The organism is Acinetobacter sp. ABJ_C4_1 (genome assembly GCF_044538495.1).
GTDB classification, from domain to species: Bacteria; Pseudomonadota; Gammaproteobacteria; order Pseudomonadales; family Moraxellaceae; genus Acinetobacter; species Acinetobacter nosocomialis_A.
In genome coordinates this window covers 131,398-145,337 of record NZ_JBIUCQ010000004.1, presented here as the reverse complement: position 1 = coordinate 145,337, position 13,940 = coordinate 131,398, and the positions used below count along the sequence as shown (strand labels likewise).

17 protein-coding genes and 2 tRNA genes are annotated in these 13,940 nt (G+C 39.1%); 10 read left to right on the top strand and 9 right to left on the bottom strand.

Annotated elements, in window-relative coordinates; translation table 11 throughout:
• The first annotated feature begins 15 nt into the window (after positions 1–15).
• The 3 genes from ACIF8R_RS07615 (at position 16) to ACIF8R_RS07605 (ending at position 2,256) form a co-directional block, all read left to right on the top strand.
• The gene (locus ACIF8R_RS07615) at positions 16–144 is read left to right on the top strand and encodes a hypothetical protein (protein ID WP_085940424.1); all 129 of its coding nucleotides are present in this window, start codon (positions 16–18) and stop codon (positions 142–144) included.
• A 35-nt stretch (positions 145–179) separates the two neighbouring features.
• A complete protein-coding gene (locus ACIF8R_RS07610) occupies positions 180–1,694 on the top strand; it encodes an acetyl-CoA hydrolase/transferase family protein (RefSeq protein WP_000059344.1) in 1,515 nt (504 codons plus the stop codon).
• A 130-nt stretch (positions 1,695–1,824) separates the two neighbouring features.
• The gene (locus tag ACIF8R_RS07605) at positions 1,825–2,256 is read left to right on the top strand and encodes a GNAT family acetyltransferase (RefSeq protein WP_108679750.1); all 432 of its coding nucleotides are present in this window, start codon (positions 1,825–1,827) and stop codon (positions 2,254–2,256) included.
• Between the two features lie 170 nt (positions 2,257–2,426).
• On the opposite strand, the gene ACIF8R_RS07600 is transcribed toward ACIF8R_RS07605, so the two are convergent.
• The 3 genes from ACIF8R_RS07600 to ACIF8R_RS07590 all read right to left on the bottom strand — a co-directional run bounded on the left by ACIF8R_RS07600 (position 2,427) and on the right by ACIF8R_RS07590 (position 3,193).
• Positions 2,427–2,502: transfer RNA gene (locus ACIF8R_RS07600), tRNA-Phe, on the bottom strand.
• 126 nt (positions 2,503–2,628) lie between these two features.
• A tRNA-Phe gene (locus ACIF8R_RS07595) sits at positions 2,629–2,704 on the bottom strand.
• A 105-nt stretch (positions 2,705–2,809) separates the two neighbouring features.
• Complete coding sequence (locus ACIF8R_RS07590) at positions 2,810–3,193, bottom strand: GNAT family N-acetyltransferase (protein WP_002052206.1); 384 nt, start codon at positions 3,191–3,193, stop codon at positions 2,810–2,812.
• A gap of 103 nt (positions 3,194–3,296) precedes the next feature.
• Between ACIF8R_RS07590 and hisB the strand changes: the two genes are divergently transcribed.
• From hisB to hisA, 5 genes are all read left to right on the top strand, one after another.
• Positions 3,297–3,890, top strand: coding sequence for an imidazoleglycerol-phosphate dehydratase HisB (gene hisB / locus ACIF8R_RS07585; protein WP_000194096.1), 594 nt, complete (start codon positions 3,297–3,299; stop codon positions 3,888–3,890).
• Positions 3,890–4,507 (top strand): imidazole glycerol phosphate synthase subunit HisH, encoded by a 618-nt coding sequence (gene hisH / locus ACIF8R_RS07580; protein WP_396480049.1) that lies wholly within the window; start codon positions 3,890–3,892, stop codon positions 4,505–4,507. Before hisB ends, hisH begins: the two co-directional genes overlap by 1 nt.
• Positions 4,508–4,659: 152 nt before the next feature.
• Positions 4,660–5,208, top strand: coding sequence for a DUF805 domain-containing protein (locus tag ACIF8R_RS07575; protein ID WP_396480047.1), 549 nt, complete (start codon positions 4,660–4,662; stop codon positions 5,206–5,208).
• 83 nt (positions 5,209–5,291) lie between these two features.
• Positions 5,292–5,933, top strand: coding sequence for a 3'-5' exonuclease (locus ACIF8R_RS07570; protein ID WP_396480045.1), 642 nt, complete (start codon positions 5,292–5,294; stop codon positions 5,931–5,933).
• Positions 5,934–6,027: 94 nt separating this feature from the next.
• Positions 6,028–6,759, top strand: coding sequence for a 1-(5-phosphoribosyl)-5-[(5-phosphoribosylamino)methylideneamino]imidazole-4-carboxamide isomerase (gene hisA / locus ACIF8R_RS07565; RefSeq protein ID WP_002052186.1), 732 nt, complete (start codon positions 6,028–6,030; stop codon positions 6,757–6,759).
• Positions 6,760–6,815: 56 nt separating this feature from the next.
• Here the strand turns inward: hisA and ACIF8R_RS07560 are convergent, their stop codons facing one another.
• Together ACIF8R_RS07560 and ACIF8R_RS07555 are read right to left on the bottom strand one after the other, a co-directional pair.
• On the bottom strand, positions 6,816–8,507 hold the full coding sequence (locus ACIF8R_RS07560) for an ATP-binding cassette domain-containing protein (protein ID WP_396480043.1): 1,692 nt from the start codon (positions 8,505–8,507) through the stop codon (positions 6,816–6,818).
• Positions 8,508–8,690: 183 nt separating this feature from the next.
• The gene (locus ACIF8R_RS07555; RefSeq protein ID WP_311069899.1) at positions 8,691–9,242 is read right to left on the bottom strand and encodes an XRE family transcriptional regulator; all 552 of its coding nucleotides are present in this window, start codon (positions 9,240–9,242) and stop codon (positions 8,691–8,693) included.
• Between the two features lie 99 nt (positions 9,243–9,341).
• Here ACIF8R_RS07555 and ACIF8R_RS07550 point away from each other — a divergent pair, with 99 nt between their 5' ends.
• A complete protein-coding gene (locus ACIF8R_RS07550; protein WP_396480040.1) occupies positions 9,342–10,244 on the top strand; it encodes a DMT family transporter in 903 nt (300 codons plus the stop codon).
• Between the two features lie 32 nt (positions 10,245–10,276).
• Here the strand turns inward: ACIF8R_RS07550 and ACIF8R_RS07545 are convergent, their stop codons facing one another.
• From ACIF8R_RS07545 to ACIF8R_RS07535, 3 genes are read right to left on the bottom strand one after another with little or no spacing between them, the layout of a single operon-like run.
• Entirely contained in the window at positions 10,277–10,672 is a 396-nt protein-coding gene (locus ACIF8R_RS07545; RefSeq protein WP_004705102.1) for a hypothetical protein, read from the bottom strand.
• A gap of 36 nt (positions 10,673–10,708) precedes the next feature.
• Positions 10,709–11,338: a DUF1294 domain-containing protein gene (locus tag ACIF8R_RS07540; RefSeq protein ID WP_396480038.1), complete on the bottom strand. Its 630-nt coding sequence runs from the start codon at positions 11,336–11,338 to the stop codon at positions 10,709–10,711.
• 11 nt (positions 11,339–11,349) lie between these two features.
• On the bottom strand, positions 11,350–12,300 hold the full coding sequence (locus tag ACIF8R_RS07535; protein ID WP_396480036.1) for a homoserine kinase: 951 nt from the start codon (positions 12,298–12,300) through the stop codon (positions 11,350–11,352).
• Positions 12,301–12,412: 112 nt separating this feature from the next.
• Here ACIF8R_RS07535 and hisF point away from each other — a divergent pair, with 112 nt between their 5' ends.
• Entirely contained in the window at positions 12,413–13,171 is a 759-nt protein-coding gene (gene hisF / locus ACIF8R_RS07530) for an imidazole glycerol phosphate synthase subunit HisF (RefSeq protein ID WP_017386435.1), read from the top strand.
• Between the two features lie 39 nt (positions 13,172–13,210).
• Here hisF and ACIF8R_RS07525 read toward each other — a convergent pair whose 3' ends face one another.
• On the bottom strand, positions 13,211–13,849 hold the full coding sequence (locus ACIF8R_RS07525; RefSeq protein WP_396480034.1) for a hypothetical protein: 639 nt from the start codon (positions 13,847–13,849) through the stop codon (positions 13,211–13,213).
• Positions 13,850–13,940 lie beyond the last annotated feature (91 nt).

The following is a 13,940-nucleotide window of genomic DNA, read 5'->3' as shown; positions in this document are numbered from 1 at the left end:
AACATTTAAAGCGCTATTTTAAACCTCAAAAAAGCCAATAATAATCAATATATTAAAAATCATAAAAATAAGTTATACCCGCATTTATTTAAAAAATTAGACCTTAGCCTAACACCTATGCACTTTTCATTTTTTCATAGCTAAAATCCGGTATGTTTTGACAATATTGAGGATGTCCAATGTCTTTAAGTCGTATTCGCCTAGCTTCTCTTCATGACAAGGTCATCAGTGCTGAACAAGCTGCGCAATTCATCGAAAATGGAATGACCGTTGGTATGAGTGGTTTTACTCGTGCCGGTGAAGCTAAAGCTGTTCCACAAGCACTTGTAGAGCTTGCAAAAAAGAATCCGTTAAAAATCACGTTAATTACGGGTGCTAGCTTAGGTAATGACTTAGACAAACAACTCACGGAAGCAGGTGTTTTATCTCGTCGCATGCCATTCCAAGTGGATAACACTTTGCGCCGCGCAATTAACAACGGCGAAGTCATGTTTATTGACCAACACTTGTCAGAAACTGTTGAGCAAATGCGTAACCAGCAACTTAAACGTCCAGATGTTGCGGTCATTGAAGCAATTGCGATTACTGAAGATGGTGGCATTATTCCAACAACTTCTGTCGGTAACTCTGCAAGTTTTGCGATTTTTGCCGAAAAAGTAATTGTTGAAATCAACACTTCTTTAAGCGAAAGCTTTGAAGGTTTGCACGATATCTATATTCCAACTTACCGTCCAACACGTACGCCAATTCCATTAACAAAAGTGGATGAACGTATTGGTACAACAGCTATCCAAATCGATCCTTCGAAAATTGTTGGTATTGTCTTTAACGATACACATGACTCTCCATCGACAGTAACTCCACCGGATGATGAGACTCAAGGCATTGCCAATCACCTTATCGCATTCTTTGAAAAAGAAGTGGCTGAAGGCCGTTTACCGAAGAACCTTGGTCCACTCCAAGCAGGAATCGGTTCAATTGCAAACGCTGTACTAACAGGTTTAAAAGATTCTAATTTTGAAGACCTCATCATGTACTCAGAAGTACTACAAGACTGTACTTTTGAACTAATTGATGCAGGCAAAATGAAATTTGCTTCTGGTAGTTCAATTACGCTTTCAGCAAAATGTGGTGAAAAAGTTTTTGGTAATATCGAAGCTTACAAAGACAAATTAGTGCTTCGTCCACAAGAAATTTCTAATCACCCTGAGCTTGTACGTCGTTTAGGTATTATCGGTATTAATACTGCGCTTGAGTTTGATATTTACGGTAACGTGAACTCAACTCACGTGTGTGGTACTAAAATGATGAACGGTATTGGTGGTTCAGGTGACTTCGCTCGTAATGCGCACTTGGCAATCTTTGTAACCAAATCTATTGCTAAAGGCGGCGATATTTCTTCTATCGTGCCAATGGTGAGTCACGTTGATCATAGTGAACACGACGTTGATATTTTAGTGACAGAGCAAGGTTTAGCAGACTTACGTGGTTTAGCACCTCGTGAACGTGCTCGCGCTATTATCGACAACTGCGTACACCCGCTTTACCGTGATGCATTAAATGACTACTTTGATCGTGCATGTGCTAAAGGCGGACATACACCTCACTTACTTCGTGAAGCATTGTCTTGGCATGCAAACTTCGAAGAAACAGGCCAAATGCTTCAACCAACACCGGTTGCAAAATCAGCTTAAGTCATACTTTTAATTTAAGCACTCCTTCGGGGGTGCTTTTTTATTTGTGTAAATTATTCACAAACTACTGCTCAAGTTCGAATTTTTATTTTATCTTTTCAATACATCAAAACAAAAAGTAGAAATCCATATGTTCATTATTCGCCAATTTACAAATGCAGATCTGGATGATGTGGTCAATTTATGGGAAAGCTGCGACCTAACCCGCCCTTGGAATAACCCTGAAACGGATATTTTTAGAAAAGTTTCACAACAAGATGATTTATTTTTAGTTGCTATTAAGGATGAGCAACTGATTGGCACGCTCATGGGCGGTTACGACGGTCATAGAGGCTGGATTAACTATTTGGCTGTTCATCCCCACCAACAACGCTTAGGAATCGCTACAGCGCTTGTACAGCAACTTGAGAAGCGGCTTATCGCTCGTGGTTGCCCAAAACTTCAATTATTGGTGCGTAAAGATAATTTGAATGTATTAAACTTTTACGAACAGCTCGGTTACGACGAAGTAGAAGCCGTGTGCTTAGGCAAACGGCTCATTAATGATAGTCCTCACGAGTAGAGACAAGTTTTCAGTTGAGCCACTTTTAGAAAGTGAAAGTAATATTGGGGATAACCCTGTCTGCTTGTGGATAAAATGAGATTTATACACAAGTGAAGTCTTAATATTTTTATTAAATAAATAGGCATGAAAAAAACCCCATACTTTAAAGTATGGGGCTTTTTCGAATATGGTGGCGAGACCCAGGATCGAACTGGGGACACACGGATTTTCAATCCGTTGCTCTACCTACTGAGCTATCACGCCGATGGCCTGTATTAAGCCGCATCTCAGAACAATAGTCAACAATTATCCTGAGTTTCTGATTTAAATGGGTATTTTTTATACTTAAAAAAAATCCCTGATGGGATCAGGGATTGAAAACACAAATAATGGTGGCGAGACCCAGGATCGAACTGGGGACACACGGATTTTCAATCCGTTGCTCTACCTACTGAGCTATCACGCCGAAGTGGGCGTATTAAACAATGTTTATAAGAAGACGTCAAGCAACTTCCGTATTTTTTGTAACAAGTGTTTAATTTTAAATCACAAGTACAGTAAAAATAGGATTTTAGCTATGTAATTTACCAATATGCGCTAAGCAGCGATGAATGGCACCACAGCCTGGCTCAAAAATTTTAACGCCTTTTGATTCTTCTATACGACAAGCTTCTTCTACCAAGCGCTCAGCGACCCCACGACCACGGTTAGCAGGGTGCACTACAATATATTCAAGTACCTTGCTTTCACCTTGTCCTGAACACCAGATTGCACCTATAATTTTGGTGTTAAATTCGGCAGTGTATAGCGTGGTATACTGCTGTAAATCTTGTTCAAGTTGTTCAATCGCATCGTGCCCGTCACCAAACTCCGGACTTGTATCATACAGTCGCTCAAGCTGATCGCGGATCTCTGAATTATCTAGAGAACTATAAGCATGTACGGTAATAGGCATTGATTAACCCTCCTGAGCAAACTATGATGCTGTCACGAATTCGTCACAGCGAAATTGTCGTTAACATCCAATCATTTTTGACGTTTTTTTGAGGAACGTGTCCATGACGCAACGTATCAGTGAAGTGGTTAGAAATACCAATGAAACCAAAATTCGAGTTCGTTTAAATCTCGATGGTACTGGTCAAGGCACACTAAACACCGGAGTTCCATTTTTAGACCATATGATTGATCAAATCAAGCGACATGGCTTATTTGATATCGATATTCATTGTGATGGAGACCTCGAGATTGACGATCACCATACCGTAGAAGACTGCGGTATCACGCTTGGACAGGCTTTTGCACAAGCTTTAGGTGATAAAAAAGGTTTACGTCGTTATGGTCATTTTTATGCACCATTAGACGAAGCTTTATCTCGCGTAGTGGTAGATTTGTCTGGTCGTCCGGGTTTATTTATGGATATTCCATTTACTCGCGCACGTATCGGCACATTTGATGTGGATTTATTTTCCGAGTTTTTCCAAGGTTTCGTAAACCACGCGCTTATGACCTTACATATTGATAACTTGAAAGGTAAAAATAGCCACCATCAAATCGAGAGTGTATTTAAAGCACTAGCGCGTGCTTTGCGTATGGCATGTGAAATTGATCCACGTGCTGAAAACACGATTGCATCGACAAAAGGTAGCCTCTAATGACACGTATCGCGTTACTTGATTATGGCATGGGCAATCTACACTCAGCTGCTAAAGCACTTGAGCATGTAGGCGCTACAGTCGATGTAACTAACGACCCAAAATTAATTGCACAAGCCGATAAAATTGTTTTCCCGGGTGTTGGGGCAATGCGTGACTGTATGCAAGGTATGCGTGAAGCAGGGATTGATGAAGTCGTACGCAAAGCTGCTTTTAATAAACCTGTGCTTGCAATTTGCGTAGGCATGCAAGCATTACTGCAAAGTTCTGAAGAAAATGGCGGTGTAGACGCACTGGGTATTTTTGAAGGTGTCGTCAAACACTTCCCTCAAATGGACGGTTTGAAAGTCCCACACATGGGCTGGAACCAAGTTCACCAAATGGACCCAAGCCATCCAATGTGGAACAACATTGAACAAGATGCTCGCTTCTACTTTGTACACAGCTACTATGTTGAACCTAAAGATGAAAAGCTTGTGGCTGCAACATGCGAATATGGCGTGAACTTCTGTACGGCAATTCACAAAGATAATTTATTTGCGACTCAATTCCACCCAGAGAAAAGCCATACTGCTGGTTTACAGCTACTTAAAAACTTTGTGGAATGGAATATTTAATTTCACGAAAGCTTTGAACAGATCAGGTCTAGATGGCCTGATCTTTTTTTTTATTTATAATAACTACTAATCATTTATAGAATGATATTTTATTCAACAAAATATTGAATATTCATACTTTTAAATAAAACCAAATGATCAGGATAAACACAATGAATTCACCTTTTGAAAATCAGCCACTTCAGCAGGATTCGCCCTTTAAGGCAAATGGGCGTTTTGGACGACTCTCTTACGCTGCTTGGACCTTCCTATTTACCCTAACCCTCGCTGCTGTTGTTCTACTTATTATTTTTACTTTCGGACTTACACAAAATGAGGGCGCTCCAGGCTTTACTGCGCCGGGCTTAGTCTCCATTGCCATTCTCTATATCGTCGGTATTTATATTAGCTTCGTATTTACCATCCGCCGTTTGCATGATCGCAATAATACAGGGTGGCTATCTTTACTGATGCTAGTACCGGTCGTGAATATTGGCCTTGCAGTTTATTTATTTTGTGCAAAAGGAACAGAAGGTCCTAATGATTATGGACCGAAGCGTCCAACGCCAAGCTGGGAACGTGTTTTAGGCTGGATTTATATTGCACTTATTCCACTTGCAGTCATTTTTGCTATTATTGCCACAATGATGGCTCCTACCTATGAAGGTTATATTGAAAAAAGCGAAAGCGTTATCATTGGGTCGCCATCTCAGTCTCAATAATTTTAAAGTTTCGTAAAGCCTAGTTCTCTAGGCTTTATTCATATATAAAGGGAATAGCTCAATTTATTTGTATGCTGTTAAATATGTCCGAAACCCCTTCCATCCTCGACAAAGCCTCTATTCAGCAGCTCCCTCCTTTTAAAAATCTTAACTACCAAAATATTGTGGTGATTGAAAATATTGAGCAATGCAAAACTATTGAAGAAGAATTAAAAGCAGCGATCTTTTTAGGATTTGATTCGGAATCTAAACCGACATTTCGAGTAGGTGAGGTCTCGACGGGTCCACATCTGATTCAGCTTGCCACAGAACATAAAGCCTATTTATTTCATGTAAACTCATCGACTTTAAAATTTTTGCAGCCTATTTTGTCCAATCCAAAACAACTTAAAGTCGGTTTTGGCCTTAAAAATGATAAGCATATTTTTCACAAAAAAGGCATAGAGCTTGAAAGCTGCGTTGACCTTGCTAAAGGTTTTAGTCACTTTGGTTTTACCCAGCAAATGGGTGTACAAAAAGCCGTAGCACTGTTGTTTGGACAGTATCTTGCAAAGTCAAAGAAAATCGGAACATCAAATTGGGCACAAAAACCACTTACACCACAGCAAATCAGTTATGCGGCCGCTGATGCTTATACAGCTCTACTGGTATTTTTAGAGCTTCGTAAACAAAATCTATTACCGGCTCACATTTCACAAACGATTCAAACCGCACTTCACGCGTAAAGTTATAAAAGTCTTTTCTAAGGCTTAGCGATTGATCAATACTTTGCTAAGATGTGCACAATTTCATAAACATGATGAAGCAAGGAGCGAAAGCATGCTAATCATTCCAGCAATTGACCTGAAAGATGGTAAATGTGTGCGTTTAAAACAAGGGCGTATGGAAGACGATACCGTTTTCTCTGACGATCCAGTTGCAACTGCCCAGCATTGGGTAAATGAAGGCGCACGTCGTTTGCATTTGGTTGATTTGAATGGTGCTTTCGCAGGTACTCCAATTCATAAGCCTGTTGTTGAAGCAATTGCTAAAGCTCAGCCAGAATTACCAATTCAAATTGGTGGTGGTATTCGCTCATTAGAAACGATTGAACACTATTTAGAAGCTGGTGTGACTTTTGTCATTATTGGTACTAAAGCAGTTCAAGAGCCTGAATTTGTAGAAGAAGCTTGTAAGCGCTTTGCTGGCCACATCATTGTTGGTATTGATGCCATGAATGGTATGGTTGCAACTGACGGCTGGGCAAACGTTACTGATGTTAAAGCAACTGATTTAGCAAAACGTTTTGCAGATGCAGGCGTGTCTAGCATTGTTTATACAGACATTGCGCGTGACGGCATGATGCAAGGGGTAAACGTTGAGCAGACTGTAAACTTGGCTCAATACTCAGGCTTACCAGTGATTGCTTCAGGTGGCGTAACTAACCTTGATGACGTTCGTAACTTAAAAGGCAAACCGGGCATTTTAGGTGCAATCACAGGCCGTGCAATTTATGAAGGTACTTTAAACCTTCGTGAAGCTCAGCTTCTGTTAGATGAAAACCGTCTTTAATTTTTAAGATGTAAAAAAAGAGCCTGTTTAGGCTCTTTTTTATTACTTAATAATCTTTAATTTAATAACTTTTCTAAATCAATCACCTCATCTGCAATCTCCATTGCATAAGGTGAATGCGTAATCATAATCACGGACGGAACAACTTGCTGAATATATGCAAGTATATCTTTTGCAGTATCTACATCTAAAGCTGCGGTCGGTTCATCTAATATGATGAGTTGTGGGCGTGCTAAAAGACCTCGAAGGATACAAATTCTTTGCTTTTCTCCCCCTGAAAAATTCTTATAAATTTCAGTTAGATCATCATCGAGCGTTAAATGATGCTTTTTCAAAATATGCGATAGTTTAAACTGCTCAAGCATCTGAATTAAGTAAGAATCTTCATATATATACTGAGAGTTATAAACCAGATTTTCTCTTAAAGAATAAGGGAAAATAACAGGTTGCTGAGCAACATAGACCACTTCATCAAAAATATGCTTAGAAAAGTTATGACTGATATCGACATTTTTATAAAAAAGCTGCCCTGACTGAATCTGATATATCCCCATTAAATAATTCATCAGAGAAGTTTTACCTAGCCCTGTTTGACCAATCACGACATACGTTTTATTAGCCAAAATTGTTAAATTAAAATGGTCTACTGCTCTTTTTCCTAACGAAAATTTGGCATTTATAAATTGAAATATGACTTCGGAATGTTTAATGGTAGACGACGTATATTGCTCTTTCTTGAGATTAAAATACTGTCGGTATTTTGCTAAGGCCACAAAGTTACCATTTAACCGCATCAAACTTTGCGAAACAGCCAAAAATGGATTGGTGAGTTGAATAATATAAGTACTTATCAATACGAAAGCCCCAGCTGTCAATTGCTTATCAGTTGAAAGAAATACGGTAAATAACATAAAAATAAGTAAGAATAGAAAGATCATAAACAACTGAGAAATCATCAATAATCCTATTTTCTTATTCCTATCTTTTGCAGTTGTGATATATAAATTTAGAGTGTCATTAAATTTCGATAACTGAAACGGCACTGCATTTTTTACTTTAATTTCATAGGAGTTAGATATTTGATGTATTAAATGACTATTCACTAAATTGTCTTTTTCATACATAGCATCGAATAGTGAACTACTTCTTTTATTTATATAAAAGGAAACGATAAAAATAATAATAGCGACCAATAAAAAGCTAATACTGAAAAGTAAACTAATGGTCGTAAACAAAACCGCAAAAATCATCGCCAATTGAAAAATAATTGGCCCCAAATGAAGAAGTAACGTTAAATTAATTTCACCAAAAGCAGAACTTCCTCTTGCGAGATCACTGATTACTGTTCCAGCCTCGATTTGATCTTGTGCATCTTTTTTTAGATTTAAATAATTTTTTAAGCCTGCAGAAATTAATGATCCTTTGAAATCGACCATCAAATAAGCCCCAAAAATATTTTGCGTCCAATGGCATAACTCATTGACTAACCATGCGGTCGCATAGGCAACTACAAGTAGATATAAAAAATTAAATGGGAGTTGAATATTGAGTAAAAAGTTATATTCGTGTGCAGAATAATCGATAATAATTTTTAGCAAGTATGGTAATAAAGTCGTAAAAAATGCTGCAAATACCACTAATAAAAACATAAGAAACATACTACTTCTTTGTTTCTTATAATTTTCTTTAGAAATATTCCAGATAAATTTATAGTTCTGAATATCTTGCGAACTTAATAAAAACTTCATTTCTCTATCTTTTTTCTGTTAAAACGATTTAAAAATAATTTCATTACACAAGAAATATCATAACTTGTCTTATTTATTGTTCTTCATGTTTTTTGTTTAAAACTAAACTTACAACTTTTTAAATAAGATAAATGCAAGATATAAAACTGAATACTTCATATAGTTTTAAAAAAGATTTTAAAGTTAATACACCACATTACGAATGAATTTAAGTATTTGATTACCGCTATTCACATACGTATAAGTTACTGAACTGGCATATATAATTGAAGAGCCAGCAGCTATAGTTTTTGAGCTATCTGCAAATTGTATCGTTAGCTCACCTTCTAATACATAAATCAGTTCTTGCCACCCTTCTGGGTCTGCTTCAGCAATATAAGACTCCCCTACTGCCAATGACCACGTCCAAAGCTCAACTTGGCTATGGGATGGAACTGAAGCCAGTAATGTTGCTTTGCTTTCCTCTTTTTCACCCTGCCAAGCAAGTACATTAACCAAGGCTTGTTCTTTATGCTCGGGTGCGCTCACAATCGTTCTAAAGTCTACCCCCAACACTATCGCAATCGCGTCGAGTTTGGCCAAGCTGATATTGACTTGTCCTGTTTCTAAAGCAGCAATCGTTCGTCTACTTACACCTGCCTGATCTGCCAAGTCCTGTTGGCTTAAACCACGCTCATCTCTTAAGGAACGGATATTTGTGCCTACGTGCTGTAAAACGGTACTCGACTGGCTCATAGAATAGGTTAGTAAAGAAAATTTGAGCAATATATTGCACAAAATGGAAGAATAGCGCAACATGTGCAGTATATTGCACAATTCTTTCTAAATTTGAATATGTCACCAATTTCTTTGAGTTCAAGCAAAGCCCCTCAGTTAGCACTCGTTTTGATTACTATGATTTGGGGCGGAACATTTCTTACAGTGCAATATGCACTGAATTTTACATCACCTATGTTTTTTGTAGGCTGCCGCTTTGCTGTAGCAGCACTAACGTTATTGCTTATTTCATTCAAGAGTATGAAAGGCGTTACGTTAAAAGACTTAGGTGCTGGTACTGCAATTGGTGTAGTGATTGTAGGCGGTTATGGAACTCAAACGATTGGCCTGCAAACCATTCCGAGTAGTGAGTCAGCTTTCTTAACGGCGCTTTATGTTCCACTTGTTCCTATTTTAATGTGGCTCATATTTAGAAAAACTCCACATGTCATGACTTGGGTGGGAGCAGTTTTGGCTTTTGCTGGTCTTGTTTTATTAACAGGTAATGGTTTTGAGCAAATTTCATTAAGTTTTGGCCAGCTTTTAACAGTACTTGGCTCAGTTGCGATTGCTTTAGAAATTATTTTTATTAGTTACTTTGCTGGAAAGGTAAATTTGCGCCGTGTGACCATTATTCAACTTGCTGTCGCGTCTCTACTTTCGTTTGCCGTTATGCCTGTGGTGGGTGAGCATACGATTCCAGCATTTTCATGGCCGCTTGTACTCCTTGCTGTTACATTAGGTTTAGCAAGTGCGCTGATTCAATTTGTGATGAACTGGGCTCAGCGTATGGTTGATCCTTCACGTGCTGCGATTATTTATGCAGGAGAGCCTGTTTGGGCAGGAGTTATTGGCCGAATCGCAGGTGAGCGATTACCAATTATTGCTCTTTTCGGAGGAGCTTTAGTGGTCTTAGGTGTATTAGTCAGTGAGTTAAAACTTAAGTTACCCATTAAAAAAACTAAAAGAATTCGAGAATAAAAAAGAGAGCTTAACGCTCTCTTTTTTATTGATTAAGGCTGATACATCGGGCGGTTATCATTTAATGCAATCAAGCCGCGAATGGCACGATATACAATCCAGATCCATGCCGCTGTAATCACGCCTACACAGAATACGGTCGAAGAGATCGCAACGCCTGCAAATAAATCGGTATTTTCACCTGTAAAGAACAAGAAAATAAACGGTAAAAAGGCAATAATATTCCAAGCGAGATACCACCAGAATGTTCTGATTTGCCATGTAAAGTGGCTCGCAAAAATTGAACCTTGTACATCAGAACGTTTTACGTAGTTAATAATTAAAGCAATAATCGCAAGTAAGCCGCCTGTAAAAATGGCAACAATATAAAGTACATATAAAATAAGTGTTAAAGTACGATTTGGATCTTGGTCGATAGAACTATTCATTTTTATACCTCTCAAGTTTAATAAAACAATTTACTTTTATAAGCCCCGCAGAACATTTAAGGGAGAAATTAACCACAAAATCAAAAGTAAATGAAAGAATATGGTACAAAAATAAATCTTACGGAATGGTTGTTTTTGTGTTTTATGTCTCAGTTTTTGTTGTGCCCACCATGCAGCAGGCCAGCCTCCTAAAAAACTTACAATGTGTAAAGTTTGTTCAGGCACACGGCGATTGCCTAGTTGTGCAGCCTCTTTATCTTGTGAATATAGCCAATAACTTAAGGCATTCATCATTAAAACAAACAACAAAGTATAGGCTGGTAAAGTATGAATGAAACTCATAATGCCCATTAAAACAAAATAAAATACGATCCCCATTTGCATGGCAGACCATGGTTTTGCTTGAAATGAAGATTCTGGTTTTGCTGACTTTGCAGCTTTACGCGTTTGTGATGCTTTTAAATAGGTGACTTGCTGGGCACGGAAGCGACCTCGCTCATCTAAAATGACCAAATACTCTAGTGCACAGCCAATAATTGGCCGAGGTCCGGGGCGTGCAAAATCTTTGATATGCAAAAAGACTCGCTCTTTTTCAGCATCGTCCGGCTGAATAAAACCATAACCTTTTTCGTCGAACCATTCGACTAAACGCCCCTGATCTCGCATCTTTATTCCTTTTATGCTTTTACATGACTTAAACGGTCTTGCATCATTGCTCGCATTTCTTGCGGGTCTTTTTGCAAAATGTCGTCGCCTGTACGTCCTTCTTCTTTATTTTTTTGAGCAACTTGCAAGCGCATTGACCAAAAACGGCATGCTGCCATTGCTAAGAATACATCTAAACACTCAAGTTCATCTGAAGTAAGCACACGAACTTTTTGGTATGCCGCTAAGTAAGCCGCTACTTTGTCTAAGTTTAAATGTGCTTCTGGATATTCGGTACAAAAATCATTGATGGTAATCGCAATATCAAACAGCAATTCATCTTGATTTAACTCGTAAAAATCTAAAATACCTTGTAATTGCTCACCTTCAAACAGCGTATTGTCACGGAACAAATCAGAGTGAATAAAACCTGTTGGTCGATTTGAGTACTGCGCTGTTTTAGCATTAAAAGCTTGATAGACCTGCTCAAGTAAAGCTTGATCATCTTTAGACATATTTGGCTTAAGCTGTTCTGCAACACCTGTCCAGTATTGATGATCGCGTCGATATTCACGTTCAAGCGGAAAGTCTTGTAAAGCCACATGCAGTTTCGCCTGTGCATCTGCAATTGCGGCAACTTGAGCTACTGTGGTTTGCATGGGATGATCACCCATGAGACGTGGTGCAATCTGTGCAGGCTTGTCTGCAATCACGTGAACCGCTTGTCCACTGTGTTTTAACGGCACAGCAACAGGTACATCATGAGTGCCCAATTGTTCAAGTACAGGAATAAGTTCGCCTGCACCTTGTGCATCTAACTCTTCAAACACGGTGAGTACATATTGTTTACGGTTTACATCTACCAAAAAATAATTGGTGTTTTGAATACCTCCCTGAATTGGGTTCAGCTCCAACACCTCTAATCCATAAGGTGCAGCAAAGGTGCGAACTTCATCTAAACTCAAAGGGGTATAAACCGACATGGAAAACCTGCAAAAAACATCTGTGAAGTTTGATAGAATACCTCTTCCCTCCATGAAGGTGTAGCGCCTGTGTAGGAACTTTCACCAACGGCGATTATTTTTGGAAAAAGCTATGCTTGCTAAACGTATTATTCCTTGCCTAGACGTTGATAACGGACGCGTAGTTAAAGGCGTTCAATTCCTCGATATTCGTGATGCGGGCGACCCTGTTGAAGTGGCACGTCGCTATAACGAACAAGGTGCAGACGAAATTACTTTCTTAGACATTACCGCTACACATCATGGCCGCGATACCACTTACCGTACTGTTGAACGTATGGCCGAGACTGTATTTGTGCCATTAACTGTTGGTGGTGGTGTCCGTAAGGTTGAAGATATTCGTGCGTTATTAAATGCAGGTGCAGACAAAGTGAGTATTAACTCGGCTGCCGTATTTAATCCGGAATTTGTTCAAGAAGCTTCTCAGCACTTTGGCGCACAATGTATTGTGGTTGCGATTGATGCCAAAAAAACTGGCGATAACAAATGGGAAATCTTTACTCACGGTGGCCGTAAACCAACAGGTATTGATGCCATTGAATGGGCTGTGAAAATGGCTGACTACGGTGCGGGTGAGTTACTCATTACCAGTATGGATGCCGACGGTACTAAAGCAGGTTACGATATTGCCTTAATGCGTGCCATTAATGACCGCGTGACCATTCCAACGATTGCTTCTGGTGGTGTAGGTAACTTACAACACCTTGCAGACGGTATTTTACAAGGTGGTGCAGATGCGGTATTGGCTGCAAGTATTTTCCACTTTGGCCAATATACGATTCCAGAAGCTAAACAATACTTAGCTGATCAAGGCATCGAAATGCGCTTGTAAGCTTATATATTTAAAGGGGCGATATGCCCCTTTATTTTTTTATGCAGCGCCATCTACCGAATTTAGCTCACTAACGAGTTGAGGCTTTTCTTTTTTCTCGACCCATTTTGTAGGAAAGATTTTTTCTACTGCTTGAGACAGTGGTCTAGCAAGCGCAGTAGGTAACCGTATACCCAAAGGGTTTTGTTCTTTTAAATCTGCCGAAGATACCACACGTGTTCCCATCACATAATCAAACCAAGGCTTAGTCACACACCAATTAGCATCTTGATTAGAGTTCATATGGTGATCGTAGTGCCACGGGATTTTACGCTTTGCCCAGTCAGGTTCTAAATGTGCACGGCGATGAATATAATAGTAATTACCAGCACTGTACCAAGCCGCGAGTGCCATACCTTTTGAAAATGGATAGAAAACTGCACTTGAGACTGTTGCGACTACGGCAAGTGAAATTAACTCATTTTTAGTTCGCCAGTTTCCAATACCTTCCACATAGCAATCATCATGAAATTGCTGTTTACGGACTTCACGATGGTGTGCCCAATGAGATTCCATGCTTCTTGGCACTGGGCTATAGCGCGGTTTTCCAGCACGGTGTACGCCATGCAAAATATATTTGTGTGCCACCCATTCAAATGCATTTGCAACCGCAATTCCGGCAATAAAACCTTTTAACATCACCTAACTCCTTTTTCTTTTTATTGAGCATATAAAATTCGTTATGCTAGGTATTGACCAGAATTTATGGTTTCATTGACAAATCACGACA

Coding starts and splice junctions, on each gene's coding strand:
- ACIF8R_RS07555 (WP_311069899.1), bottom strand. CDS start 9,242: ATGAGCCAGTCGAGTACCGTTTTACAGCACGTAGGCACAAATATCCGT.
- ACIF8R_RS07605 (WP_108679750.1), top strand. CDS start 1,825: ATGTTCATTATTCGCCAATTTACAAATGCAGATCTGGATGATGTGGTC.
- hisF (WP_017386435.1), top strand. CDS start 12,413: ATGCTTGCTAAACGTATTATTCCTTGCCTAGACGTTGATAACGGACGC.
- hisA (WP_002052186.1), top strand. CDS start 6,028: ATGCTAATCATTCCAGCAATTGACCTGAAAGATGGTAAATGTGTGCGT.
- ACIF8R_RS07570 (WP_396480045.1), top strand. CDS start 5,292: ATGTCCGAAACCCCTTCCATCCTCGACAAAGCCTCTATTCAGCAGCTC.
- ACIF8R_RS07525 (WP_396480034.1), bottom strand. CDS start 13,849: ATGTTAAAAGGTTTTATTGCCGGAATTGCGGTTGCAAATGCATTTGAA.
- ACIF8R_RS07610 (WP_000059344.1), top strand. CDS start 180: ATGTCTTTAAGTCGTATTCGCCTAGCTTCTCTTCATGACAAGGTCATC.
- ACIF8R_RS07540 (WP_396480038.1), bottom strand. CDS start 11,338: ATGCGAGATCAGGGGCGTTTAGTCGAATGGTTCGACGAAAAAGGTTAT.
- ACIF8R_RS07545 (WP_004705102.1), bottom strand. CDS start 10,672: ATGAATAGTTCTATCGACCAAGATCCAAATCGTACTTTAACACTTATT.
- hisH (WP_396480049.1), top strand. CDS start 3,890: ATGACACGTATCGCGTTACTTGATTATGGCATGGGCAATCTACACTCA.
- ACIF8R_RS07575 (WP_396480047.1), top strand. CDS start 4,660: ATGAATTCACCTTTTGAAAATCAGCCACTTCAGCAGGATTCGCCCTTT.
- ACIF8R_RS07560 (WP_396480043.1), bottom strand. CDS start 8,507: ATGAAGTTTTTATTAAGTTCGCAAGATATTCAGAACTATAAATTTATC.
- ACIF8R_RS07535 (WP_396480036.1), bottom strand. CDS start 12,300: ATGTCGGTTTATACCCCTTTGAGTTTAGATGAAGTTCGCACCTTTGCT.
- hisB (WP_000194096.1), top strand. CDS start 3,297: ATGACGCAACGTATCAGTGAAGTGGTTAGAAATACCAATGAAACCAAA.
- ACIF8R_RS07550 (WP_396480040.1), top strand. CDS start 9,342: ATGTCACCAATTTCTTTGAGTTCAAGCAAAGCCCCTCAGTTAGCACTC.
- ACIF8R_RS07590 (WP_002052206.1), bottom strand. CDS start 3,193: ATGCCTATTACCGTACATGCTTATAGTTCTCTAGATAATTCAGAGATC.